This window comes from Kitasatospora sp. NPDC094019, from assembly GCF_044764505.1.
Taxonomy (GTDB): domain Bacteria; phylum Actinomycetota; class Actinomycetes; order Streptomycetales; family Streptomycetaceae; genus Kitasatospora.
In genome coordinates this window covers 347,187-371,522 of record NZ_JBIWIF010000009.1, presented here as the reverse complement: position 1 = coordinate 371,522, position 24,336 = coordinate 347,187, and the positions used below count along the sequence as shown (strand labels likewise).

Annotated in this window: 22 protein-coding genes and 1 pseudogene; 12 read left to right on the top strand and 11 right to left on the bottom strand. The window is 72.4% G+C overall.

Going from position 1 to position 24,336, the window contains the following annotated elements:
- Positions 1 to 364 precede the first annotated feature (364 nt).
- Together ACIQ9P_RS22600 and ACIQ9P_RS22595 are read right to left on the bottom strand one after the other, a co-directional pair.
- Positions 365 to 1,081 carry a hypothetical protein gene (locus tag ACIQ9P_RS22600; protein ID WP_402358858.1) on the bottom strand — a complete coding sequence of 239 codons (717 nt, stop codon included), beginning with the start codon at positions 1,079 to 1,081 and terminating at the stop codon, positions 365 to 367.
- A 188-nt stretch (positions 1,082 to 1,269) separates the two neighbouring features.
- A complete protein-coding gene (locus ACIQ9P_RS22595; protein ID WP_402358855.1) occupies positions 1,270 to 1,647 on the bottom strand; it encodes a hypothetical protein in 378 nt (125 codons plus the stop codon).
- A gap of 104 nt (positions 1,648 to 1,751) precedes the next feature.
- On the opposite strand from ACIQ9P_RS22595, the pseudogene ACIQ9P_RS22590 reads away from it, so the two are divergent.
- Positions 1,752 to 1,905, top strand: a pseudogene (locus tag ACIQ9P_RS22590) (IS5/IS1182 family transposase); the annotation flags it as partial.
- Between the two features lie 170 nt (positions 1,906 to 2,075).
- Here the strand turns inward: ACIQ9P_RS22590 and ACIQ9P_RS22585 are convergent.
- From ACIQ9P_RS22585 to ACIQ9P_RS22575, 3 genes are all read right to left on the bottom strand, one after another.
- On the bottom strand, positions 2,076 to 2,279 hold the full coding sequence (locus ACIQ9P_RS22585; protein WP_351697444.1) for a cold-shock protein: 204 nt from the start codon (positions 2,277 to 2,279) through the stop codon (positions 2,076 to 2,078).
- 324 nt (positions 2,280 to 2,603) lie between these two features.
- Positions 2,604 to 2,888: a hypothetical protein gene (locus tag ACIQ9P_RS22580; protein WP_402358852.1), complete on the bottom strand. Its 285-nt coding sequence runs from the start codon at positions 2,886 to 2,888 to the stop codon at positions 2,604 to 2,606.
- Positions 2,889 to 3,022: 134 nt separating this feature from the next.
- The gene (locus tag ACIQ9P_RS22575) at positions 3,023 to 3,382 is read right to left on the bottom strand and encodes a winged helix-turn-helix transcriptional regulator (RefSeq protein ID WP_402358849.1); all 360 of its coding nucleotides are present in this window, start codon (positions 3,380 to 3,382) and stop codon (positions 3,023 to 3,025) included.
- On the opposite strand from ACIQ9P_RS22575, the gene ACIQ9P_RS22570 reads away from it, so the two are divergent.
- The 3 genes from ACIQ9P_RS22570 (at position 3,269) to ACIQ9P_RS22560 (ending at position 5,840) form a co-directional block, all read left to right on the top strand.
- Positions 3,269 to 4,321, top strand: coding sequence for an NAD(P)-dependent oxidoreductase (locus ACIQ9P_RS22570; RefSeq protein WP_402358846.1), 1,053 nt, complete (start codon positions 3,269 to 3,271; stop codon positions 4,319 to 4,321). The two genes, ACIQ9P_RS22575 and ACIQ9P_RS22570, sit on opposite strands and share 114 nt — an antisense overlap.
- A gap of 304 nt (positions 4,322 to 4,625) precedes the next feature.
- Positions 4,626 to 4,874: a DUF5302 domain-containing protein gene (locus ACIQ9P_RS22565; protein ID WP_402358843.1), complete on the top strand. Its 249-nt coding sequence runs from the start codon at positions 4,626 to 4,628 to the stop codon at positions 4,872 to 4,874.
- 285 nt (positions 4,875 to 5,159) lie between these two features.
- Complete coding sequence (locus ACIQ9P_RS22560; protein WP_402358888.1) at positions 5,160 to 5,840, top strand: hypothetical protein; 681 nt, start codon at positions 5,160 to 5,162, stop codon at positions 5,838 to 5,840.
- A 123-nt stretch (positions 5,841 to 5,963) separates the two neighbouring features.
- Here the strand turns inward: ACIQ9P_RS22560 and ACIQ9P_RS22555 are convergent, their stop codons facing one another.
- Complete coding sequence (locus ACIQ9P_RS22555) at positions 5,964 to 6,599, bottom strand: TetR/AcrR family transcriptional regulator (RefSeq protein WP_402358840.1); 636 nt, start codon at positions 6,597 to 6,599, stop codon at positions 5,964 to 5,966.
- Between the two features lie 126 nt (positions 6,600 to 6,725).
- On the opposite strand from ACIQ9P_RS22555, the gene ACIQ9P_RS22550 reads away from it, so the two are divergent.
- Positions 6,726 to 7,484 (top strand): SDR family NAD(P)-dependent oxidoreductase, encoded by a 759-nt coding sequence (locus ACIQ9P_RS22550; RefSeq protein WP_402358837.1) that lies wholly within the window; start codon positions 6,726 to 6,728, stop codon positions 7,482 to 7,484.
- Positions 7,485 to 7,660: 176 nt separating this feature from the next.
- Positions 7,661 to 8,134, top strand: a complete 474-nt coding sequence (locus tag ACIQ9P_RS22545; protein ID WP_402358834.1) for a hypothetical protein — start codon at positions 7,661 to 7,663, stop codon at positions 8,132 to 8,134.
- Between the two features lie 321 nt (positions 8,135 to 8,455).
- On the opposite strand, the gene ACIQ9P_RS22540 is transcribed toward ACIQ9P_RS22545, so the two are convergent.
- Entirely contained in the window at positions 8,456 to 9,643 is a 1,188-nt protein-coding gene (locus ACIQ9P_RS22540; protein ID WP_402358831.1) for a hypothetical protein, read from the bottom strand.
- Between the two features lie 236 nt (positions 9,644 to 9,879).
- Here ACIQ9P_RS22540 and ACIQ9P_RS22535 point away from each other — a divergent pair, with 236 nt between their 5' ends.
- From ACIQ9P_RS22535 to ACIQ9P_RS22520, 4 genes are all read left to right on the top strand, one after another.
- Complete coding sequence (locus ACIQ9P_RS22535) at positions 9,880 to 10,029, top strand: hypothetical protein (RefSeq protein WP_402358828.1); 150 nt, start codon at positions 9,880 to 9,882, stop codon at positions 10,027 to 10,029.
- Between the two features lie 191 nt (positions 10,030 to 10,220).
- Positions 10,221 to 11,525: a hypothetical protein gene (locus ACIQ9P_RS22530; protein WP_402358826.1), complete on the top strand. Its 1,305-nt coding sequence runs from the start codon at positions 10,221 to 10,223 to the stop codon at positions 11,523 to 11,525.
- The gene (locus tag ACIQ9P_RS22525) at positions 11,522 to 12,088 is read left to right on the top strand and encodes a hypothetical protein (RefSeq protein ID WP_402358823.1); all 567 of its coding nucleotides are present in this window, start codon (positions 11,522 to 11,524) and stop codon (positions 12,086 to 12,088) included. The genes ACIQ9P_RS22530 and ACIQ9P_RS22525 overlap by 4 nt, the downstream gene beginning before the upstream one ends.
- Positions 12,085 to 13,458, top strand: coding sequence for an MFS transporter (locus ACIQ9P_RS22520; RefSeq protein WP_402358820.1), 1,374 nt, complete (start codon positions 12,085 to 12,087; stop codon positions 13,456 to 13,458). Before ACIQ9P_RS22525 ends, ACIQ9P_RS22520 begins: the two co-directional genes overlap by 4 nt.
- 363 nt (positions 13,459 to 13,821) lie before the next feature.
- Here ACIQ9P_RS22520 and ACIQ9P_RS22515 read toward each other — a convergent pair whose 3' ends face one another.
- Positions 13,822 to 14,430: a TetR/AcrR family transcriptional regulator gene (locus ACIQ9P_RS22515; RefSeq protein WP_402358817.1), complete on the bottom strand. Its 609-nt coding sequence runs from the start codon at positions 14,428 to 14,430 to the stop codon at positions 13,822 to 13,824.
- Positions 14,431 to 14,559: 129 nt separating this feature from the next.
- Between ACIQ9P_RS22515 and ACIQ9P_RS22510 the strand changes: the two genes are divergently transcribed.
- Positions 14,560 to 16,065, top strand: coding sequence for an APC family permease (locus ACIQ9P_RS22510; protein ID WP_402358814.1), 1,506 nt, complete (start codon positions 14,560 to 14,562; stop codon positions 16,063 to 16,065).
- An 8-nt stretch (positions 16,066 to 16,073) separates the two neighbouring features.
- Positions 16,074 to 16,955, top strand: a complete 882-nt coding sequence (locus tag ACIQ9P_RS22505) for a carbon-nitrogen hydrolase family protein (RefSeq protein ID WP_402358811.1) — start codon at positions 16,074 to 16,076, stop codon at positions 16,953 to 16,955.
- A 293-nt stretch (positions 16,956 to 17,248) separates the two neighbouring features.
- On the opposite strand, the gene ACIQ9P_RS22500 is transcribed toward ACIQ9P_RS22505, so the two are convergent.
- From ACIQ9P_RS22500 to ACIQ9P_RS22490, 3 genes are all read right to left on the bottom strand, one after another.
- A complete protein-coding gene (locus tag ACIQ9P_RS22500; protein ID WP_402358808.1) occupies positions 17,249 to 21,271 on the bottom strand; it encodes a hypothetical protein in 4,023 nt (1,340 codons plus the stop codon).
- 293 nt (positions 21,272 to 21,564) lie between these two features.
- Complete coding sequence (locus ACIQ9P_RS22495) at positions 21,565 to 22,905, bottom strand: FG-GAP repeat domain-containing protein (RefSeq protein ID WP_402358805.1); 1,341 nt, start codon at positions 22,903 to 22,905, stop codon at positions 21,565 to 21,567.
- A 69-nt stretch (positions 22,906 to 22,974) separates the two neighbouring features.
- On the bottom strand, positions 22,975 to 24,318 hold the full coding sequence (locus tag ACIQ9P_RS22490; protein ID WP_402358803.1) for an FG-GAP repeat domain-containing protein: 1,344 nt from the start codon (positions 24,316 to 24,318) through the stop codon (positions 22,975 to 22,977).
- Positions 24,319 to 24,336 lie beyond the last annotated feature (18 nt).

The window sequence follows — 24,336 nt, the reverse complement described above, 5'->3', positions numbered from 1 at the left end:
CCGTCACGTCAAAACGCGCCACGATCCCGAGTTCTACCAGACACACCAGCCCACAACCGAGCCACCACAAGATCCGAACCCTGAACAGCCCCTAGTGCGTCCGAAGTGAGCAACGTACCCGAAGCAATGAGTGGGTGCCGAACCGTTTTCGCCGGCCGCATGACCCTCGGCCGAACAGGACCGAGGACGGGGCGGGGCTGACGGGGCCTGGCGGGGGTGTCAGCCGGCGGCGTCCACGGCCTGCGGCTGCTCGGCCGCAGGCCGTGACCCAACGCGGCCGGGCCGGGAACGGCGTGGAGTGGGCACAGCGGGCGACGCCGACATTCCTGGCGGAGGTCGCGGCGACCGCCCGACCGACGGCCCGTCAGTAGCCGAGCTGGACCTCCACCCGGTGGCGGATGTAGTCGTCCGGATGGGTCCGGGCGATCGACGTGGCGGTCTCCACCAGCGGGTGCAGCTCCGGCGGGTACTTCGACTTCCGGAGCGGCAGGCCGGGGAGGATGCAGCGCCGCACGTCGAGGTCCTCGTTGGCGACGAACTCGCGCAGCGCGGCGTTCCTCCACTCACCCACCAGGGCGGCCTCGTCGGTCGCCCCGGGGAGGGAGAGGGCGCCGGGGTCCTCGGCCCTCGCCCCGTCGTCGTCCCCTACCGGCAGGGCCGTCCAGTACCAGGCCCGGGCGGCGCCGGCCCGCTGGGCGTCGGTGCCGTTCCGCAGGCGGTCGAGCATCGCCGCGCGGACCCGGTGGTAGCCGTAGGCGTTCAGGGCCGGCTCGACGAACCAGCGGTTGAAGCTCGGGTTCGGGTCCTGCACGGCCGCCTCCAGGAGTACCTGGAAGGAATCCTCGGACAGCACCAACCCGTCGGCGGCGGCACGCAGCGCCCGCCGTACCCCGTGCGCCCAGGTGGAGGTGCCTCCGGTGTCCGGCTCGGGTTCCGCCGCGACGCCGGGGATCCGGGTCACCGCGGCCAGAGCCCGGTGGAACGTCGAGCGGTCGTCTCCGGTCCGCCCCGGCAGCGCCGCGAACGTCCGCGCGGTGCCGGCCGATCCGTCGCCGGTCGGTTCGTCGTGCTCTGTGGTCATGTCGTGATCCCCGTCCCCGTGGGCGACCCGGCGGCCGCCTGGGCAGCGTACCCGGGACGCCCTGCCCCGCCTTGCCCTGCCCTGCCGGCTCGGTCCGGCCGTCGCCGGGCAAGGCCCGCGATCACCCGACCGGGACTCCCGTTCGGTCGACGAACTCCATGATCGGTAGCGCAATGGCTTTGGGAGGATCAGTTGACGGTTCGCTGGATCCGGTCGATCGACGGCAGCGCGGTCGGCATCTCGTCGGTGACCCAGGCGTACTCCAGCGCCGACAGGACCGTTCCCCCCTCGGCCCGGACCAGCAGTTCGCCGATGTACTCGCCACGGTGGTCGTGAACGCGAGCACCGACCGGTAGCACCGTGGACCGCAGAGCAGGGTCCTCTCCCAACCCGCGCACCCGGAGATCGACGCTCACCGAATCGACTCCCCAGGCGGCGACCACCTCGGTCCGGTCCACCTGGGCGCGCAGCGCCGGCGCGCCGACGAAATCGGCTTCCAGCAGGTGTTCCAGCACGGCTCGCTCGTCGGCGTTCAGGGGGCGGGGTTCGATGGGCGCGGCATACACGTGTCCATCGTCGCAGGGGTGGTGCAGAACTCCGGGGGCGTCCCGTCACGGACCTGGCCGGGACTGTACGCCGCTCCAACTGGGAACTCGTCCCGTGAAACACAGGGCGGGGAGATCCTCCGGATGAAGAACGGGCAGCCCGAGCCGCACCAGCCGACGAATCGAAGGCGGGATAAACGCCGACAATGCCGCCACAGTGCGATCAACGGAATTCTGTTCCGGCAGCGGTCCGGCCTCCCCCGGCGGGAGCTGCCCCCTGCCGACGACGTGGGCGTTGGTTGCCGACAGCGCCGGGGAAGACCCGGGAGCTCCTCGGGCAGGCCACCCGGGCCGTGCCTGCGGGTCCCCGAACCGGTCGATGGCTCGCGCGCTCCTGCGGGGGACGCCGAAGGCCCGGAGCAGCGTGGCTCCGGGCCTTCTGGGATACGTCAGGCAGGCACGATGTTCTCGGCCTGGGGACCCTTCTGTCCCTGGGTGACATCGAAGCTGACCCGCTGCCCCTCCTGGAGCTCACGGAATCCCTGGCTCGCGATGTTCGAGTAGTGGGCGAACACGTCCGGCCCGCCACCGTCCTGCTCGATGAAGCCGAAGCCCTTTTCCGCGTTGAACCACTTCACGGTGCCCTGAGCCATGCTGTTTCTCCTTCTGGGGAACGGGCTCCGCGTGGTGCGGAACCCGGAGGTGATCGCCTGGCCCGGAGGATGCTGAACAGCAAAAACGCCCACGGCTGAGCGTGGGCGGAGGCTTCGGAACCACGACTGCTTAATCAAAACGTTACACCAGTCGTCGGCAACCGGACGAAGAGCGAGCGACCGGTTTCTTCGGCGTGGGGCGGGCCGGTCCCCCGGAACGGCAGCGGCGATCCGCACGGTCCGCTGCCGGGGCGGCGCCGGAGCGCGGACACAAGGCCCGCAGGAAGCCGAAGCGGGCCGCGCGGGGCCAGGCACCGCGGCCGATCAGGGGGCTGACCCGGCCGTGGCTACGGCGTCCCGGCGCCCGTCCCGGCGCCCCTGCGGCGGAGTGCGCGGGGAGCGGGCGGAGAGCAGTGGGCGGAGGGCGGTGACCTGGATCGCGGCGATGGTGCGCCCGTCGTCGCGGGAGGCCACGTCGAGCCGTTTCAGGACGTCGCCGACCGCCCGGCGTACGACGAGGACGCGTCGGCCCCGGTCCCGCCGGGCAAGGGCGGCGACGGGAATCCGGAACGCCGCCGACCCGCGACATGGCTCGTCGGCACGGAACACGACACCACCCTTGATTCGACGCCCCCGCCGGTCGGACCCGGGCCCGGAGCGTACCCACCTATTTGTGCGTACTGGGCAGGCCGGTGCGCGGCGGGCAGGCTGGATCCCGGGAAGCGGAAAGGAGTGACAGCACGTCAGGGCACTGCCGGGCCGGTCGGTTCGGCCGCCATCCGGTCGAGGCGTTCGTGGCCCCAGTCCGAGACCGGGCCGAGAGCCACGGAGAGGCGGAGGCCGAAGTCGGTCAGGGAGTAGACCGTCTTCAACGGGAGAACGTCGTGCACCTCCCGATGCACCAACCCGTCCGACTCCATCTCACGCAGCGCCTGCGTGAGGACCTTCTCGCTCAGGCCCGGCAGCCGTCGGCGCAGCTCGGCGGGTCGGTGCGGGCCGGCCTCCAGCATCCAGAGCAGGGCCGTCTTCCACTTGCCGCCGATCACGGAGATCGCGGCCGTCACTCCGCAGACGTTCGGGTCCATGGCCCGGCTGCGCGTCATTCCCGCCCCCTCCTTCTCGATGTCCACCACCATGTCTACAGGAGCAGAAACATGTCGACCAACCACCCGCGGTCCGCGGTCACCGTGCTCGGCCTCGGGCCGATGGGCCGCGCTCTCGCCAGTACCTTCCTCACGGCCGGGGTACGCACCACGGTCTGGAACCGGACCCCCGGCCGGGACACCGAGCTGGTCGCCAGGGGCGCGGTGAGCGCAGCCACCCCCGAAGAGGCGGTGACGGCGGCCGAGTTGGTCGTCGTCTGTGTGGTGAACTACGACGCCTCCGACGCCGTGCTGCGGCGCGAGGAGGTCGCGGCCGCGCTCAAGGGCCGAACGGTGATCAGTCTGACGGCCGACTCGCCGGAGCGTGCCAGGGACACGGCCGTCTGGGCGGCGGAGCACGGCATCGACTACCTGGACGGCGCCATCATGACCCCGGCCCCGAGCATCGGCACACCGGCGGCCGTCTTCCTCCACAGCGGCCCGGAGGAGTTGTACCGGCGGCACCGGCCGGTGCTGGCCACCCTCGGCGGCACCCACACCCACCTCGGCGAGGACGTCGGCCGGGCGGCCGCGTTCGACATCGCGCTGCTGGACATCTTCTGGACGGCGATGGCCGGATACGTGCACGCGCTGGCGCTGGCCAAGGCGGAGGGGGTCACCGGGAGGGAACTGGCGCCGTTCGCCCAGGGGATCGGCGCGATCCTCCCGCCGCTGTTCGCCGAGTTCGCCGAGGACTTCGACAGCGGCAGCTACTCGGGCGCGATCAACCCGCTCACCTCGGCGGTCTCCAGCATGGCCCACATCGTCCACACCGCCGAGTCCCACGGCATCGAGTCCGGCGTGATGCGCGCCGCCGAGGGACTGGTCCGCCGCACCATCGCCCTCGGCCACGGCCAGGACGGCGTCAGCCGCCTCGCCGAATCACTCGCCCGAGACTGAACACCGGCTCCCGATCGACCACCATCGGCGCCAGGTCCGGCCGTTTCGGAGGGGCGCCACGGCAGACCCTGAACGCGGCCACCCGGGCGAACGGGCCGGGTTCCGTCCCGCTCGCCATGGGTGCGGACAGGTGCTGCCGGGGGTGGCCTGGCGGGGCCGGGGCACCACCCCGGTCCCGCCAGGCGGTCCGGAACGCGGAGCCGGTGAGGGTCTGCGGCGGTCCGGTGGGACGGGCGGGCCGGGGGACGTGACATGGTGTCCGATGAAGGCACCGAGCCGACATCACCCCACCAGGAGGTCCCGCATGAGCAGCGGCGCAGCGTCACCCGAGAACCCCGAGAGCTCCGACAAGCCGGAGACCGAGGCCGCCGCCGAGGCCCCCGCGGCTGCCGCCCCGGACGACGTCAAGGCCCAGTTCCTCGCCGCGCTGGAGCGCAAGCACGGCGCCAGGGGCGGCAGCACGGCCGGCGGCCCGAACGGCGATTCGAAGATCCACGGCACCCACGCCGCCGCGGGCGGAAAGCGCAACTTCCGCCGCAAGAGCGGCGGCTGACAGCGCCGCGGCGGCCCGACCCTGCCACGACGGGCTGCGCCGAGGCACAGCCGGAGGCGCTGCCCGTCGGCGCGCCCGAACTCCCCGCCCAGCGACGCGGCACCGACCGGCCCGACCGGCGTCATGGCGGGGCGCCAGTCGGCCCACCGGGGTCCCGGGGGTTGATGCTGGTGGGCTCGCGTGTTCAACCGTCGCGAGTTGACCCACCTCGTTCCGGCCTCGCTACTGAGCCTGACAGCCCTGGAGGAGACTCTGGGTGTCAGGGGCATCCGATGGGATGAGCACGTGACTGTCCATGACGTGGCTCGCCGGCTCCCTTCCATCGCCGACCTGCGGAACCTGTGCCGCTCACTGGCGATGCTCGATGCGATCTTGAGCCCGGGCTGGGAGGGCCGGTACTACTCCTTCAACGCCGGCTGGGCCGATGGCGAGGAGATGGCGTCGATGCGCAACGGGTCGGGTGACGAGTACTCCATCGTGTTCTCTCCAGCCGGGGCCCTTGTCCGTGGTTTCGGCCACGAAGCACCGATGAGCCCGTACGGCAACGATGGCGAGCCCTGGCCGGGAGTGCTCGACAAGGTTCCGGAGATCTTCAAGCCCTTCGTCGAAGAACCGGCGTTCACCGACGAGGACGACGTTCCCGCCGTGTCGGCCTGCCTGTGGCGGGAGGCGACGGACGACCGGTGGCGGCACGGCGTGATCGACTTCCCCACCGGGTGGTCCGACCCCGATGGGGCGACGGGCCTGTTCGAGCTCCTGGTCGACCGTTCACCGGAGGCGTTCCAGCGCTTCGCCGAGGACTACTACGAGGTTCCCGTGGCCCTGGAAGCGGTCCGCGACGTGTATGCCTTGCGGCCGCTGAGCCAGAAGCTGGTGTCATCGCTCAACTCGGAGGTCACCCTCGCGGACCTGGCCGAGGACATCGCCGGGATCGGCTACCCGCAGCCGCTCCGGGACGCGACTTGAGCCTCGACCGTCGGTGACTCGATGGGGAGCCCGGCCCGCCGGTGACCGCCTGTGGTCGCCTGCGGCGTACCGGGCCTCCCGGTCTTGGGCATCGCGCGTCAGTGTGGAAATGCCGGCTTCGGGTCAGCCCTGCGGGTCGGGGGCGTACCTGGCGAGCATGGTGCGAACGGCCTCTTCGACGGCGTTGTGGATGTCGGAGGCTTCGGGGTTCCAGCCGGTCAGCAGCATCCGGGGCCACAGGACGTAGTTGGCGATCATGCCGAGGAACTGGTTCGCGGCGCTCTCGGCGTCGGGCACATCGGCGTTTCCCGCCTCGTGCTCGGATTCCAAGTACTGCTGGACGGAAGCGAAGTAGGGCAGTTTGCCGAGCTGGAACTGCATCCGCCCCAGCTCGGGGAAACGAGGCAGTTCCGCGATGACGATCCGGAACAGACCTGTCATGCGGGGCTGGCCGATCAGGTCCGCGTAGCGGTGACCGATGGCCGTCAGCCCGGAGCGCAGATCCCCCGCCTGTGGCCGCGCGGCGCTGTCGCCGGCGTCGCGCTGCCAGGACTCGGTGACGATGGCCTCGAAAAGGGCCGCCTTGGTGGGGAACTGCTTGAACAGGGTGGACTTCGAGACCCCGGCCACTTCGGCGATCCGCGCGAGAGAGGTGCCGTCGTAGCCACGGTCCAGGAACAGTTCCGTGGCCGCGGCGGTGATCGCCTCGCGCTTCTGCTGGGCGAGCCTGCGGTGATGCGCGGTGAGTTCTGCTGCCATGCGGAGAGTATGCCGCAGCTCCGAGGCGAGTCACTTGACTTGCCTCGGGAGCCCGCCTACGGTGCAGCACCAAGGCGAGTCGAGTGACTCGCCTCGGATCTGGTTGTCGCACGGTGGAGGAAGTTCATGACAGTCGACAAGATCGCTTTGGTGACCGGTGCGAATCGCGGCCTCGGGCGCAGCGCGGCCGTCGCCCTGGCCGCACACGGGGTGCGGGTCGTGGTCACCCACCACGGTGACGTGGCCGGGGCCGCAAAGACGGTGGAACAGGTGCAGGCCGTGGGCGGGACGGCCGCTGTGCTCCGGCTCGACATCAGCGACGTCTCCTCCTTCGCCTCCTTCACCTCCGAACTGGGCGCGCAGTTGGAGCGCTGGGGCAGTTCGCGGCTCGACATCCTGGTCAACAACGCGGGTGTGGGCGTCTTCGGACCGCTGGAGACTGTCACGACCGACGACTTCGACACGATGATGGGCACCAACGTCCGAGGCACGTTCTTCCTCATCCAGTCGCTGGTGCCACTGCTGGCGAAGGGCGGTCACGTCATCACCGTCTCGACGTCACTGACCCGCCGCACCAGCCCCGCCACCTCGGTCTACTCCGCGTCGAAGGCCGCCGTCGAAGCTCTGAGCCGCACCCTCGCCGCAGAACTCGGACCTCGCGGCATCCGGGTCAACTCCATCGCCCCGGGGCCGACCGCCACCGACTTCAACGGCGGAGCGATGCGGGACGACGCCGGAATGCGCCAGGTCCTGGCCGGACAAACCGCGCTCGGCCGCGTCGGCGAACCCGAGGAGATCGGTGACGCCATCGCCACGCTGGCCTCCGAGGGACTGCGCTGGGTCACCGCCCAGCGCATCGAGGTCTCCGGCGGCGCCCTCCTGTGAACGCCGGCGGTGAAGCTCTGGCGGCCGAGCAGATGTCGGAGTTCATGTGGGCAGTTCAAGTTGGTCGTCCTGCAGCGGTGTCATTGGGGGTCACCGGTGTTCGCGAGGACACCGGTGGCGACGTGAACCCGCGCTGCCATAGGGTGATCCCCTCGAAGAATGGGCAGGTGAAAGCCATGGAGATCACCGTCCAGTGGATACGGACGTCCTGGACGAAGCAGTCCCGGGGAGGAGAAGCCGCCACTCGCAGGAACGCGGCCCCGGTCGGCTTTCGCGTCCCGCCTACGCCGCCTTCGGCTGCGCATGTGGTCCGCATGCATGAGCAGGACGGTTTCGACCCCCACGACAGCCAGGAGGACCTGCGCAAGGTCGACATCCAACTCCGGGAAAACGAAGGTCGCTTGCGAGTCCTTCCCCGAGTCCAGCCCCTGTTCGCCATCCCGCCTCGGCCACGCCGGCCTCCGGCGGTACGCCTCGTCCCCGGCCAGTGGGTCCGCTGGCAGCTCAACTACCGGTTCAGCAGCGCCGCCGGGGTCAGGGACTGGTCGTACTGGACGGACACATTCAACGTCGCTTACGGCCCGGTGGGCACCGAGGTGTTCTTGTCACCACCCACCGTGCTCGTCGACGAGCGGGGACCACTCCGGTAGCTCCGCAGTCGAGTGGTCAGACACCGGAATCACCGGCTTTCCTCGAAGTGCGCCAGCGCCCCGAGGTCGGCCATGAGCTTGTCGATCCGGTCCCCGGTGTCCCATGCCGCGGGCATGCTCAACGTCCCCATCCCCTCGGTCACCAGTTGCAACGTCCGTCTCGGTCGCACCCGCTGAACGCACACACCCACCGGCCGGGACGGCCGAGCGGTCACCGGCTGCGGCGAGGAGCGCGACCGGACACCGGGGGTCGTGGTCGGCGGGCGGCGGCCACGACCCCGGACGCACCCGCCACGGACGCGTCGGCCACGGGTGCACGGGCTAGAAACTGACGATCTGCAGGAAGGTGCCGGGGTTGTCGTTGTAGTTGGTGCCGGTGACGTAGAAGGTGTGGCCGTCGGGGCCCACGGTCAGGGTGGCACCGTGTTCGAGGTCGAACTCGGCGAAGTCCTCCTTCGGGACGGGCCGGTTCGTGGCCGTGCTGTACGCGGCCACGGTCGGACTGGGCAGGTCGGTCTGGATCAGGACGTACAACCGGTTGCCGCGGGGGTTCACCGCGAGGCCGGCGATCTGGCGGTAGCCCGTGTTGAGGTCGATCGTGGCGGCGAGGGTGTCGGTGGTCAGGTCGACCACCTGGATCCGACCCTCGGGCTTGGTGATCGCGTACACCGTGGACCCGTTCGGGGCGAGCGCCAGGTCGTCGATGAACCCGGGGGAGGTGATCGTGCGGACGACGGTCGGGTGCGCCCCGGTGAGGTCGAGGCGGATCAGGCCCTCGGGGCTGGAGAGGTACCCGGTGGCGCCGCCCGGGCGCACCACGAGGTCGCGGGGGTTCGAGGTCGGCAGCGGCGTCTCCCCGGTGAACGCCCGCGAGGCGGCGGAGAAGGTGAGCAGCCGCCCGGGGAGGACGGACGGGTCGGGCGGCGTGTCCAGGAACGGGCCGCCCTGGCCGACGTACACCGTCGTCCCGTCCGGCGAGACCGCCAGGCTGTACGGCGAACCGGTCTGCCAGCCGTCCGGGTGGGGTTGTTCGGGCAGCGGCACGCTCGTCCGCACGGTGTTGGTGACGGTGTCGAAGACGTTCAGGGTGCCCGCGCCGATCAGGTAGATGAGCCGCCCGTCCGGTGCGAGGATCTTGGGGCCGCTCCAGCGCTCCGTGCCGGTCGGGACCTCGGCGAGGACGGCGCCGCTCCGGGTGTCGACGACAGCGAGCCGACTGCCGGTCTCCGTCTCCTCCCCCACGTAGGCGCGCCGCCCGTCGCCGCTGATCAGGGCCCGTTGCGCCCAGGAGGCGCCGGGCAGCGGCACCAGTCGATCCACACCGCCGACGGGGGGCTTGCCGCCCGCGGCCGACAGTGCCTCGGCCGCCGCCCCGGCGATGGCGGTGCCGGCCGTACTGGCCCCGGCGGCGGCCGTGCCCACGCCGGGGCCGGCGAGGACGCCCGCGGCCGCGAGGGCGGCGGCGAGCAGGGAAGCAGCCCAACGGGCCACCGGTGGACGTGAGTTCATGGATCCAGCCTCTCTCCCGGGACGGAATCGCGGACCTGCCACGAGGCTAAGGCATGAACATGCCGCTCCGGTTCGATCCGCGCCCACGGCCCCGACCTCGGACGGCGACTACCGGCCAGGTGTCTTGATATCTCCTTCTGATGACCCGTCATTGACACATGCTTGACCATCACTTTAATGTCGGATTGGCGGCGACGAACGCGCCGCCGGATTACCGGTATATCTCGGAGGTCCGAATGGAACAGCTCATCAAGAAGATGACCCAGGACGACAAGTGGAAGGGCTGGGTCGCCGCCAACTCCGGCAGCACCGCCAAGGACGGCTGCATCAGCCAGGCCCCCAAGTCCGGGTGCATCAGCGTGGCCAAGGCCGGTTGTATCTCCTGACGCGCCGACCAGGTCCCGACGGCACAGATCTGCCCTGAGCTGCGCCGACGAGGTTCGGGCCGACCGGCACGCGCCGGTCGGCCCGGACCTGCGGCGCACCTTCGCCGGCACGTGCCGTCCCGCGCCGTGCGCTGCCCGCATTCTGCCCGGGGCCAGGGAACCGGAGCCCCGGACACCGACCGGAGGTGACATTGAACGGCCAGCCGACCGCCGACGTGGTCGACCGGATCAAGGACATTCCCCTCTACCGCGACTCGATCGAGCGGGGTCATTTCCCCATTCTGGAAAAACCCGAGATCGCCCGCGGATTTCCCGACAACTGGATGACCCCGCACCTGTCGGCCGCCCTCGCGGCGGGTGAGGCGGAGTTCGTGCTCTCCACCGGCACCAACCACGCCCGTATGCAGATCATCCGACCGCCCTACTTCCTGCTGAACTCCTACTACCGCCTGTGGAGCGAGCACCCCGACCTCGCCGACACCTGGCGGGAGGGCTGCCACCGGGTCTCCCTCACCACCGTCCTGGCCACCGAGCACGTCGCCCGCGTCAACGCCCGCAAGCGGGGCGAGGAACCGGCCGCCGAACCGGACGCGCGGGACCGCCGGCTGGACGACCGCACCCGCTACCTCAACCTGCGGCTGGACCCGGACCACTGGCAGCGGGCCGACGTCGAGCGGATGCTCGCCGAGATCCGCGACGCCGCCCGCGCGCACCCGCGCGGCCGCTACCTCCTCGACTGCTCCTCCTCCCACCTCGCCCACCTGGTGCGCAAAACCCGTGCCTGGGGTCTGTGGGAGGGGTTCCCGCCACCGGCGGCCGTCGTCCACGCCTACGAGTACACGCCCGCGAACGTGGCCCGGTACCTGCGCGAGCACTTCGACTGCCCGATCGTCGACCTGTTCGGCAGCACCGAACTCGGCTACCTCTACTACAGCGACCGCGGCGGGGACTACCGGCCCTACCTGCACGACATGAGCGTCGAGCTGCTGCCCGTCGCCCCCGGCAGCGGCATCCACAGTCTCATCGTCACCAGCGTGCGCAATCCCTTCATGCCGCTGGTCCGCTACCGCTCCGGGGACTGCGTCCGCACGGCGGACGGCAGCGCGGACCCCGACCGCATCACCCGCTTCTGCGGCCGGGAGAAGGAGCTGCTCACCACCCCGCGCGGCCCCCGAGCCCAGGGCGACCTCGACGAAGCCGTCAGCGCCGTCACCCCGCGGGTCTTCCTCACCCGCCTCCACCTGGAGGGCCCGGGCGGGGCCGTCCTGCGCTGCACCACCTTCGACGCCGCCCCGCTCACCCGTGCCGACCGCGACGCCCTGGCCGCCGCGGTCGGCGAACTCATTGGCCGGCACTGCCTCGTGGAACACCACGACCACCTGCCCGTGGGGGCCTCCGGCAAGTACGCCTGGCTCGCCGCGTCCCCGGCGGTGTCCCCGCCCGTGTCCCCGCCCGCCGCCACGATCCCGACCACGTCGGCCGGAGGTAACCGATGACCGTCCAGTCCGCATCCCGGCCCGAATCGCGGTCCGAAGGGCCGGACCGTGACACGGTCACGGTCAACGTCACGGTCACCGACCTCAAGCGGCTGCTCGGCGACGACCTCCACGCCGAGGTGGTCGCCCACACCGTCGCCGGCACCGGCTGCGCACCCGCCGACGCCGAACGCCAGGTCACCGAGTGCCTGCGCTACCTCTACCTCGTGTCCCGGTACCGCGAGGAACTCGCCGGACTCTTCCTCCCCGTCGAACAACACATCGACGAGATCTGGCACTACCTCATCCTGCAGACCCGCGAGTACCGCGCGCTGTGCGAGGAGCGCCTGCCCGGCCGGTTCTTCGTCCACCACCGCGGCATCCCGTACGAGTCCTACCAGGAGGAACCCGGGCGTCGACAGGCCGCCGAGGAGGCGCTGCGCTGGATCCCGCTCTACTGCGGCGCCTTCGGCCCCTTCGACGAGGGCGCGCTCGCCCACTGGACCATCGTCCGCTACCTCCACGAGCAGATGGGCATGTCGCTGGAGGAGATCTCGACGCTGAGCCCCCTGGCCTCCGCGTGACCGCCACCCCGCCGGCCGCCGCCGCACCCCGCCGCCCGCCCGGACCGACCGATGCGGGAGCGACCGGGGCCGGCCCGGCGGGCGGCGGGCCGGCGCAGGCGCCGGAAGCCCCCGAGGCCCCTGAACAGCGGCGGATCCTCGCCGTCCTGGTCGCGGCGCAGCTGGTCAGCGGCGCCGGACTCACCGCCGGCATCGTCGTCGGCGCCCTGCTGGCCGACCAGATGCTCGGCTCCACCGGCCTCGCCGGCATCCCCACCGCCCTGTTCACCGGCGGATCGATGATCGGCGCGCTCGTCGTCGGCCGACTGTGCCAGCGGCGCGGACGCCGCCCCGGACTCGGCACCGGCTACGCGATCGGCGCCCTGGGCAGCGTCGGTGTGGTCGCCGCCGTGGCCCTGGACCAGGTGGCGCTGCTGCTGCCCTCGCTCCTGGTCTACGGCGCGGGCACCGCCACCAACCTCCTCGCCCGCTACGCCGGTGCGGACCTGGCCGCACCCCACCGCCGCGCCCGCGCCCTGAGCCGCGTGCTGCTCGCCGCCACCCTCGGCGCGGTCGCGGGCCCCAACCTCGTCCCGCTCACCGGCGACCTCGCCCGCGCCTGGGGCATCCCCCCACTGGCCGGGCCCTTCCTGCTCGCCGCCTTCGGCTACGCGGCGGCGGCCGTCCTGCTCACCGCGCTGCTGCGGCCCGACCCCCTCCGGCTGGCGCAGGCCCGGCACCCCTCCCGGGGGACCGACGCGGACGCGGGTGGCAGCGCCGACTCCGCCGACTCCGCCGACGAGGCCGAGCCGGTGCGCAAGGGCGCGGACCGGCCACGAGGTCCGGGCGTCGCCACCGGCCTGTGGATCATGCTGCTCGGCCAGCTGCCCAAGGTCGCCCTCATGACCATGACGCCCGTCCACCTGGCCGCCAACGGCCACGGCACCGGCACGATCGGCCTGGTCGTCTCGCTCCACATCGCCGCGATGTTCCTGCCCTCCCCGCTCACCGGCCTCCTGACCGACCGCCTCGGCGCGCTCCCCGTCGCCGCCGCCTCCGGTGTCCTCCTCTGCGCCGCCGCACTCCTGGCCGCCGCCGCGCCGGACGACTCCGTGCCCGTTCTCGCCGTGGCCCTCACCCTGGCCGGCATCGCCTGGAACCTCGGCCTGGTCAGCGGAACGTCCGTGATCACGGCCGCGCTGCCGCCGGGGCGCGGCGCCAGCACCCAGGGCCTGGCCGACGTCGGCCTCGCCGTCGCGGGCAGCACCGGCGGACTGCTCTCGGGCCTGGCCGTCACGGCCGGCGGCTACGACGCCCTGGCCCTCGCCTGCGCGCTGACGGCCCTCCTCGTCGCACCGCTGGCCCTGCGTGCGGCCCGGGCCGGGGCGTGATCCGCGGCGGCCTCCCCAGGTAGGTCCCGCCGGACCTTCAGCAGCGCGGAGGAGCACGCGCGATGACCGCCGGGTTCGACCTCGACGGCGGGCGTTCCCGCGACGGCCACCAGCCGGCCGGGAACGCCGACCGCCGACGGAGCGCCCCCACCCGGGGACCAGCAGGTCCCCCGGTGGGGGCGCCGCTCGTCACAAAGCCGTCGCTCGCGGATCCGTCGCACGCGGATCCGTCGCTCGCGGATCCGTCGCTCGCGGATCCGTCGCACGCAGGTCGGACGCCTCGATGACCACCACACCCGGTCACTCGCGCAAGCCCCGCAGGGATCGCGAACCGGATCGCCCTCATGACGGGGCCTGCTCGGGTCAGGGCCGCTGGGCGAGGGTGTGACCGGTGACCGCGCGAGCGTAGGCGTGCAGTGCGGTGAGCACTTCGGCGCGGGTGCGCCGGCCCGCCAGGAGTTCCATCTGGTAGCCGTCCTCCATGGCGACGAAGTTCGCGGCGAGCAGGCGAGGGGGATCCTGGAGGGCGAAGTGGCCCTGTGCCTGACCAAGCGTCAGGATCGCAGCGTAGACCGCGATCTGTCGCTCCGTCAGGGCACTGTCGAGGACTGCGGCCCTGGCATCGCGCAGGCAGCGGGGCCAGTACTCGAAGAGCAGGCGCGTCAGGGTGTCGTCGGGCCCGGTGGCGACGCCTCGGTCCATGCAGGCGCGCAGCTGGTCGCGAGCATCGGTGAAGCGGCTCGCGGCCTCCTCGCGCTCCTGGCTGTAGCGCTCGATGGCCTGTCGGTAGGTGGTATGGACCAGTTCGTCCAGGTCTCCGTAGTAGAGGACCGCGGCCGGCGTGACACCGGCGGCTTCGGCGACGTCGCGAAGGCGCAGCCCTTCCAGACCCCGGGCGGCCAGGGCCTGCTCCACGGCCTTGCCGAGTTCGGCCCGGCGGGCCTCCTTGCCGACGCTCTTCCTGCCAGCCACGGTGGGTCGCTCTCCTGTCGCCGTCTGTACTGTATGAGAATTTAACGCTACCCCACCGTCTATTGACTGGCGAGAGGCACATGATTTAAATCTGCGTTTAACAAACACGCAGGCGTTCACGGAGGCACCATGACCAACGCGACAGACGTCGAGACGCCAACCAGCCCCTCCAGACCCTCCCCCACCGACAAAGGGCTGCGCGGCGGCTCGGTCGGCCTGCTCGGCGCCGTGACCCTCGGACTGTCCTCCGTCGCCCCGGCCTACAGCATCGCCGTCACGCTGGGCTTCGTGACCCTCGTCGCCGGCCACCTCGCCCCGGCCGCCCTGCTACTGGGGTTCGTACCGATCCTGCTCACCGCGTTCGCCTTCCGCGAGCTCAACCGCGAGATGCCCGACTGCGGCACCACCTTCGTCTGGACCACCCGTGCCTTCGGACCGCTGGTCGGCTGGCTCACCGGTGGGTGGGTCGTCCAGTGCGCGACCCTCATCGCGATGACGGCCCTGGCCCAGGTCGGCGCCACCTACCTGCTCCACCTGGCCGGCCTGCACGCCCTGGCCGGCAACAGCGCCGCCGTGGCCGCGACCGCCGTCCTCCTGCTCGCGGCCGTCACCGCGATCGCCCACCGCGGCCTGCAGCTGGCCGCCTCCGTCCAGTACGTGACGCTCGGCCTGCAGCTCGCCGCCCTGCTCGGCTTCGGCATCGCCGCCTTCGCCCGTCCCGACGCGGCCGCTCCGTCCCTCGGCTGGCTCAACCCGTTCGCGTTCACCGGCTTCGGGCAGCTCACCGAAGCCGTGATGCTCTGCCTGTTCATCTACTGGGGCTGGGACGCACTCCTCACCGCGAACGAGGAGACCCGCGACGGAGCGCACGTGGCCGGCCTGGCGGCCGTCATCTCCACCCTGGTTCTTCTGGGCACCTACCTGTTCACCGCCTTCGCGGCCATCAGCTTCGCCGGAACAGGCGACAGCGGAACGGGACTGGGGAACGCCGACAACGCCGGCGACATCCTGGCCGCCCTCGCGCCCCCCGTCCTCGGAACGGCCCTGTCCAAGGTGATGCAGCTGGCCGTCTGCGTCTCGGCCGTCTCGGCCCTGCTCACCTGCCTCGTCGGCTCCTCCCGCGGCACCCTGTCCATGGCCGCGCACGGAGCCCTGCCCCGCGCCTTCGCCCGCATCCACCCGCGCCACCGCACCCCTGGCTTCGGAACCGTGTTCCTCGGCACCGCGGCGGCCGGCCTGCTGGTGCTGCTCACCCTCGTCTCCGGCCGCTTCCTCGGCGACGCCATCCTGTGCATCGGCCTTCTCATCGCCTGCTACTACGGCACCACCGCCCTGGCCTGCGTCTGGTACTTCCGCTCCCGGCTGCGCGCCTCCCCCCGCGACCTTGTGCTGCGCGGCGTGCTGCCCCTGGCCGGCGGCCTGATGATGCTGGCCGCCTTCGCGCGCAGCGCCTACGACATGTACGACCCCGCCTACGGCGCCACCTCCTTCCACGGAGTCGGCGGGGTGTTCCTCCTCGGGGCCGGCTCCCTTGCCGCCGGAGCCCTGGCCCTGGCCGTCGTCCGTACCCGATTCCGCCCCTTCTTCCGCGACGGCCGCACCGCGGTCGCCGAACTCACCATCACCGAGGACTGAACCCACCCATGCGCTCACTCGTCGTCGCCGCCGTCCAGACCGCCCCCGTCCCCCACGACCTCCAGGCCACCTGGGAACGCTTCGCCCACCAGGTCCGCACCACCCGCGAGCTGTTCCCCCACGTCCAGCTCGTCGTCGTGCCCGAACTCCTGCTCGCCGCCGAGGGCGCCCTCCTCCGGCCGGCCCCGCAGGACTGGATGGAGCACGCCGCCGTCACGATCCCGGGCCCGCTGACCGACCGGATCTGCGCGCTCGCCGAGGAAACCGGACTGTGGCTCGTCCCGGGAAGCGTCTACGAGCGCGGGCCGGACGGGCAGATCTACAACACGGCCATCGCCGTCTCCCCCGAGGGAAGCATCGCCGCCCGCTACCGCAAGGTCTTCCCCTGGCAGCCCTACGAGACGTCGACGCCCGGCAGCGGCTTCACCGTCTTCGACATCCCCGGCACCGGCCGTATCGGCCTGGCCATCTGCTACGACGGTTCCTTCCCCGAGACGGTTCGCCAACTGGCCTGGCTCGGCGCCGAGATCGTCATCCAGCCCACCCTCACACCCACCCGCGACCGCGAGATGGAACTCGTGTGCGCACGCGCCAACGCCTGGACCAATCAGGTCTTCGTCGTGAACGTCAACGCCTCCGACCCGGCAGGCGTCGGCACCAGCACGATCGTCGACCCCGAGGGCATCGTCCGCCAGCAGGCCGGCCCCGGGGAGGAGATCCTCGTCGACGTGCTCGACCTCGACACCGTCACCCGCGTCCGCCGGTACGGTTCCGCCGGCCTCAACCGCCCCTGGAACCAACTCGCCCGCTACGGAGAGACGATCGAACTGCCCATGTACGGTGGCGGCGGCTTCGTCTCCCCCGACTGGCTGACGGACGAGAACGTCTGACAGCGGGCTCGGCGCAGGCGGAGGGAGCACAGTGATCGCCGTCCCGGGCCCGCTGCCCACCAGCCCGTGGGGCCGGGGCGCCGTTCACCATCAAGGAGACCGTCCCCCGCTGAGCGGCTGTGCATCGGCAGATCATGCGGCCCAGCTTTTCGTGCATGTCGGCGGCGGCGGCGATGTCGATGACCAGGAGCCGCCTCGGTGATTCCCGCGTCGGCCGTTTCGACGCCGCCCAGCGCTCACCCCGGTCGGCCACCGGCCGGGTGAGCGCTGGGCGGCGTCAGGGGTGGGCGGAGTCAGGGGTGGGCGGTGTGCCAGGCGGTGGTGAAGAGGGCGGGGAGGGGGCGGGTGGGGAGGAGGACGGTGTGGGTGGTGCTCGCGCGTCCGGGGGCGAGGGTGAGATGGGCGAGTTCGGCGGCCTCGACGGGGAGGCGGGGGGCTTTCAGGTCCAGCCAGGGGCCGGGGAGGAAGAGGGTGCGGCCGGCGCGGGGGCGGCGGGCGGTGACCACCAGGCCGGTGGCGCTCAGACGCTGCTGGGCCGCCTTCAGCGTGGCCGGCGTCCAGCCCGTCCACTGCCGGACCTGGCGGTCGGTGGGGTCGGGCAGGGCGAGCAGCATCAGGTACAGCGCGGCGGCGTCCGTGGACAGGTCCAGGGTGCCCGAGCAGGCGGCGACGACGTCCGGGGCGCTGCGGCGCGGGTCCTGTTCCCAGCCGGGGGTGCGGTGGGTGTCGGCGGCGAGGTGGTGGCCGAGCGCCGCGAGGTCACCGGACAGCAGGACGCGCAGGTCCGCGAGGGCGGGCAGGCCGGAGCCGGACGGCCGGGCCTGGGAGGGCTTCAGCCGGTCGTAGTAGTCGTCGAGCGCGTCCAGGACCGGGTCGTCCGCTCCCGTGAGCAGGCCGGGGCGCACCAGGACGTGCCACTGGTGGGTGGCGGGTTCGTCCACCACCTCCACGCCGGGCAGGTCGGCCGGTGGGGGTGACGGTCTGCCGGTGGCGGTGCGGCGGTCGACGGAGAAGACGCGCCATGCCGCCCGGGGTTCGGAGGTGAGGTCGGAGGCGACGCGCAGTGCGGCCGCGGCGAGGGCGGGGCGCAGCGGGTGGCCGGCGGGCGTGCGGTAGGCGAGCCAGGCCATCGCGTACGGCGAGGCGTAGGGCGCGGGTGCGTGGTCGGGGCCGCCGCTCGTGGCGAGGGCTGCGGCGAGCAGGGCCTCCGCCTGGCGGCAGCGCCTGCGCAGGCCCGGTGGGACCGGGTCGACGGCCGGTCCGGGGCCGGTCGGTGCCCATTCGCCGGTGGGGAAACGGATCTCGCGGCGGGCCAGGGTGAGCAGGTCGGTATCCACGGGCGGCGCGCCGTACCGTTCGTGCCACCAGGCCACCGCGCGCTCCACGTCGGGCCCGTGGGTCCACAGCCGCTCCGGCTGGGCGGGCACCAGGCGGGTGCGGAACTCCCGGACGGCGTCGGCCCCGATCCGCCGGGTGATCTCCTTCTCGGCGGCACTGGGGTGGTCCCGGAGGTGGGTGCGGACGGCGAGCAGGGCGCCCGCCTCGGCCGGTGTCAGGGCGAGCCGCGCGGCCAGGTGCTCGACCGTCCCGGGACGGTCGGGCAGCGGGCCGCGCTCGGCGAACAGCTCCAGGTAGGCGCGCAGCAGGTCGGGGTCGATCTGCGGGGTGAGGTCGAGGCCGGTGCGGACCTCGCAGTCGGCGGCGGCCGGCGGGCCGTCCTCGGGGAAGGTGCCGCCGGGAGCGTACTCCAGCAGCACGGCGGCGTTGGAGCTGCTGTGGAGGACGAGCGCGGTCGACAGCTCGGTCCGGAAGAGGTGGCCGGCCGGCGGGGTGGGTCGGCGGTCCGGGCGCGAGACGGTGACGGTGCGCCAGCGGCCCGGCCCCCGCTCCGCCACGAACGGAAGGTCGGCGTACTCGCGCAGCCGCCCGGGACTCGTGGCGTCACCGTGGAGCAGTTCGGTCCGCCAGTCGACGACCAGGTAGGGGAAGGCCGCGGACACGCCGGGGACGATGGTGTTGGGGCGGTCCGGGTCCCCGTCCCAGAGGGGAGTGCTCGTGGCCGCCTCGCGCAGCAGCCGGCCGACTCGCACCCGTGCCGGGACGGCGGAGGCGGGGGCCGCGTCGGCGGGCGCGAGCACAGCAGGCGAGGGGAGGGTAGGAACAGGGACAGCGGGCGCGGGGACGGCGGGGGTCAGCAGCGGTACCAGGTGTGCCAGCCCGTCCCGGCAGTTCGCGGCGATCTGCACCAGGCGGGTGAACTCGGGGCCCACCCGCGCCTCGTCCATCCCCAGCAGTCGGCCGATCCGCTGACGCACCGGACCAACGGCACCGTCACGGAACACGGACCGCGCCTCGACCGCGCCGAGCAGCAGTTCGGCGTCGGCCCGCTCCAGCGCGGGCTCCGAAGCCTCCGCCCGCACCGCGTCGACCAGCAGACCGGGCACGTCGACGGCGGCCAGCCGCCGGGCCCGGACCGGGTCGGCGAGCAGTGCGGCGGCGGCGCCGATGTGCTGGAAGCGGGCGAGCGCCAGCGCCACGCCGTCCAGGTCGAGCACGGGCAGTTCGGCGAGTTCCTCGTCGCACCACCGCGCCAGCAGGGCGCGCCCGGGTTCGGTGTCCACCAGCACGGGGACCTTCGCCCACCCCTTCGGGTCGTGCGGCTGGTACCAGAGGTTGTCCGCGGCACCGCCGTTGGTCAGCTCGAACTCGGCCCGCAGCAGGGCCCTCAGCTCACGGGCGAACCTCGGATCGGCGCTCAGCGAGGGCAGCCCCGGGCGCGGCGCCGGGTCGATGTGGTGCAGATAGGGGTCGGCGAGCCGCGGCGGCGGATCGGCCACCGGCGCGCCCGCGGCCAGGAGCAGATCCAGCACACCGAGCCGCAGGACCGGGCTCGTCGTCCCTCCCCGGTCCCACCGGCTCGGGTAGGGCAGGTCGACCGGCACACCGTCGGCCGCGATCCGCGGCGCCAGCAGCGCGGCGATCCGGTGCACCACCGGCCGCGCCCCTCGACGGAACGACCGGTCGGCCAGGACGACCAGGGCGCGCAGCCAGTCGGCGGCGGTGCCGGGTGCGGCGCCGCCCGCGTCGGCGGCGGCGGTGAGGTGCGCCAGCGAGCCGGTCCGCTCCAGGTAGTCGGGGGTCAGGTCCGCCTCCGGCATCCCGGCCTGCGGCCCTGCCTCGACCACCTCCCGGCCGAGCTGCGGGCGTTCCTCCAGGACCAGCTCCCAGGCGGGGCCGGCCAGCAGGGCCGCCCAGAACTCGCGCGCCGCCGCGTCCCCCGGGAACCGGGCCGGCAGCAGTCGGCCGGCCACCCGGGCGAGCTCGCGGGCCTGGTCCAGGCCGGCGGCACGGGCGGTGCGCGCGAGGTCGTCCGCGAGCCCGGGGCGCGGGCCCTCCCGGACCGCGCGGTCACCGAGCAGGACGAGCGTGCGACGCGCGGCGGCACGGTCGGCCCCGCGCGCGGTGACCTGCCGCACGCGTCGGCGCAGCGCGGTGTCCGTGAGCGCGCCGGCCGTGTCCGCGGCGGCGTACCGGGCGTCCAGCCACTCCTGGTCGGCCTGCTCCGCGGCGGTCTCCGCCGACCTGGCACGCGCGAACCACGCCGCCGCGTCGGCCCGCTCGCCGCCGTGGCGCAGGCACAGGTCCGCGACGCCGTCCAGGAAGCAGCGCGAGAGCGCCGGGTCGGCGGAGTCGATCGCCTTCAGTACGGCGTCGACGTCGCGTTTCACCCACACCCGCCAGGCCGAGGTGACCTGTTCCAGGCGTTCGACGTGGCCCAGTACCTCCTGCTCGCGGAGGGGATGCGCGGCGAGCGCGGCCTCGGGGAACGGCATCGCCGCGTCGGTCGGCAGCCCGGTCGTGGCCAGGGGACCGACCGGCTCCCAGCCCTGGTGCCGCATCAGCCGGTCCCGGTGGCGTGCCGCCTCGGCGGTGGTGAGCAGCACGCGCTGCGCGTCGGGCAGGGCGGGGTGCCGGTAGTGGCGGGCGAGCAGTCCGTCCTCGCCGTCCGCGTCCCCGGGACCGGGAACGAGTCCGGCCCGCGCCAGGGCCTCCGCCCAGGCGGCGTCCACCGAGAGCAGTTCCACCACCCGGGCCGGCACGGCGGTGCCCTCGCGCACCAGCCGCTCGGCCTCCTGCCCGCACGCCTGCTGGTGCGCCTCGGCACCGGCCGCGAGCGCGAACAGGCGCGGCAGGGCGGGGTGCCCCGCCAGCGCCGCCGGCACCTTCTTCAGGACCCGCCCGCGCTCGTTGCGGAAGACGACCTTCGCGTCCTCCAGCCGCGCGACGCAGCCCTGCGCACCGATCTCCCCGACCATGACCCGCTCCCCCGTGCTGTTCAGCGGCCGGGCAACGATCCCCCGGCGACTCCCGCAGCCTAACGATCACCTCTGACAGAGCCGCCGGGTGCCGTGCGCCTCCGGCCACGGCGCTCGCGGCGGGGTGAGCTCTGCCTCGTCGAGGACGGGGTCGAACACGAGGGCCGAGGACAGAACGCCGAGGGCAGGACGCGGGAACCCGCCGGGCGATGGGCCCGGCGGGTTTCGCGGTGGAGCGGCGGGTGTCTCGTCGGGACCAGAACCAGAACCAGGACCAGGACCGGGACCGGGATCTACCAGTCGGTGCCGATGCTGCTGCGGTTGCCGAAGGCACTCTGGCCGGTGCCGGGGTAGAGGTACATGTCACCCGTGGAACCCCGGGGGGCCTGGACGGCGGCGAGGTCGGTCTTGCCGTCGGCGTTGAAGTCGCCGCCGATCAGGTCGCGCATGACGTTCCAGCCGTTTCCCGCGTCGACCGGAGCCCCGAAGTACCCGGTCCCGGTGCCCGGGTAGACGTACAGGTTCCCGTTGGCCGTGCCGACGGCCGCGATGTCCGCCTTGCCGTCACCGTTGAAGTCACCGCCCGAGAACCGGTCCAGACTGTTCCAGCCGTTGCCGGCGTTGACCGGAGCCCCGAAGTACCCGGTCCCGGTGCCCGGGTAGACGTACAGGTTCCCGTCGGTCGTGCCGACCGCGGCGATGTCCGCCTTGCCGTCACCGTTGAAGTCACCACCGGAGAAACGGTCCAGACTGTTCCAGCCGTTGCCCGCCGACCACGGCGCACCGAACGCGCCCGTACCCGTGCCGGGGTAGATGTACAGGTTGCCGTCGGCCTTGCCGACGGCGGCGATGTCCGCCTTGCCGTCACCGTTGAAGTCACCCGGCGTCATCTTGGCCAGCGTGTCCCAGCCGGTGCCGATCAGGCTCCGTTCACCGAAGAAACCGACGCCGGTGCCGGGGTACAGGAACATCTTCCCCGTCGCCGCGTCCACCGCCGCCAGGTCGGTCTTCCCGTCACCGTTGTAGTCGGCCGACGCGAAGCCCGTCATTCCGACCGGAGTGGCCGGCGGCGGGGTGCTGTTGTCCTCGACGACCTTGTTGTACCGCAGAGCCACATAGCTGCTGGCCGGGTAGCTCGATATGCTCCCGCTGTAGACGTTCGCGCTCCCGTAGGTCATGTCGGTCCGCGAGTTCGACTGGTGGAGGTAGGTGAAGTCCCCGGTCGCCTGGTTGTTCCACCGCACGAAGAGCACGACGTGGTCGCTGATGTTGTCCAGCGCGTCGCCGGGGCGCAGGTCGCCCTTGCTGATGCGCGTGGTCAGCGACCGGCTGTCGAGGGTCTGGGTGGTGGCCGAGCCGAGGCCCGTGCCCGACAGGTGCCAGGCCATCGCGATGAACCCCGAGCAGTCGGTGCGGTAGGAGTGGCCGTCGCCGTCCCCGTACGTCGCGCCCTGGTTGTACTGGACGTTCTGGGCGTCCCAGTACTGGCCGCGCGGCAGGATCTCGGACCGGTTGATGGAGCCTCCGAGGGAGGAGCCGGCCTGGGCGGGCGGGGCGCTCAGACCGGCCGCGGCCATGACGGCGAGCAGCGGGGCGAGCACGGTGGCGCGGCGGAAGCGGCTGGTCCTGGACATGACTGACTACCTCGATCTGCTGGGTGGTGGGTTTCGGGAAGGGGTGCGAGGAGAGGTGCGGAGAGCCGGTTACCAGTCGGTGCCGATGGTGCTGCGGTTGCCGAAGGCGCTCTGGCCGGTGCCGGGGTAGAGGTACATGTTTCCGGTGGCGCCACGGGGGGCCTGGACGGCGGCGAGGTCGGTCTTGCCGTCGGCGTTGAAGTCGCCGCCGATCAGGTCGCGCATGATGTTCCAGCCGTTGCCGGCGTTGACCGGGGCACCGAAGTAGCCGGTCCCGGTGCCCGGGTAGATGTAGAGGTTCCCGTTGGCCGTGCCGACGGCCGCGATGTCCGCCTTGCCGTCACCGTTGAAGTCACCGCCGGTGAAACGGTCCAGGCTGTTCCAGCCGTTGCCGGCGTTGACCGGAGCCCCGAAGTACCCGGTCCCGGTGCCCGGGTAGACGTACAGGTTCCCGTCGGCCGTGCCGACCGCCGCGATGTCCGCCTTGCCGTCACCGTTGAAGTCACCGGCGGAGAAGTTGTCCAGGCTGTTCCAGCCGGTCCCCGCCGACCACGGCGCACCGAACGCGCCCGTACCGGTGCCGGGGTAGATGTACAGGTTGCCGTCGCCCGCGCCGACCGCGGCCAGGTCGGTCTTCCCGTCGCCGTTGAAGTCGCCCGGCGTCACATTGCCGACGGCGTCCCACCCCGTGCCGATGAGGCTCCGTTCGCCGAAGGTGCCGACGCCGGTGCCCGGGTACAGGAACATCTTGCCCGTCACCGCGTCCACCGCCGCCAGGTCGGTCCTCCCGTCACCGTTGAAGTCGGCCGACGCGAAGCCCGTCATCCCCACCGGGGTCGGGGGCACCTGCCCGATGGCGGCGACGATCCGCTGCGCGTCGGCCACCTGGTACTGGTAGCGGTCGGGATAGGCCGAGCGCTGGACGCCCTGGCAGACCTCGCCGATGGGCTTGCTCGTCCAGGAGTTGTTGGGATACGTCGAGAGCAGCGCGTTGACGAACTTGCGGGTCGTCGTGGCCGGATCGAGCCTCTGCGCGGTGCTGCCCCACGACGCCCGCTGCTGGAACAGGCCGACGCTGTCGTGGTCCTCCATGTTCGGGTTGTTCCGCAGGGTGGATTCCACGATCGCCGTCGTGATCGCGATGACCTCGGCCTGCTGCGGTACTCCCATGGCCCGCACGGTGTTGAGGACGGCCCGGGCACAGGACACCCGGTACGCGGTGACCGCGTTGCGCAGGGTGCCGGTGAGCTGCTGGTTCAACTGCGCGGCGGCGGCGGTGTCGGCGGAGGTGATCGTGCCGCAGGACACATCGGGCAGGGCCGCGTACGCGGGGCTTGTCGCGGCCACCGTCCCGCCGGCCAGGACCGCGCCCGCCACGAGGAGTTGCAGGGCCTTGGGCAGAGTCTTCTTCATGGGAAAACGCTTCCTTCG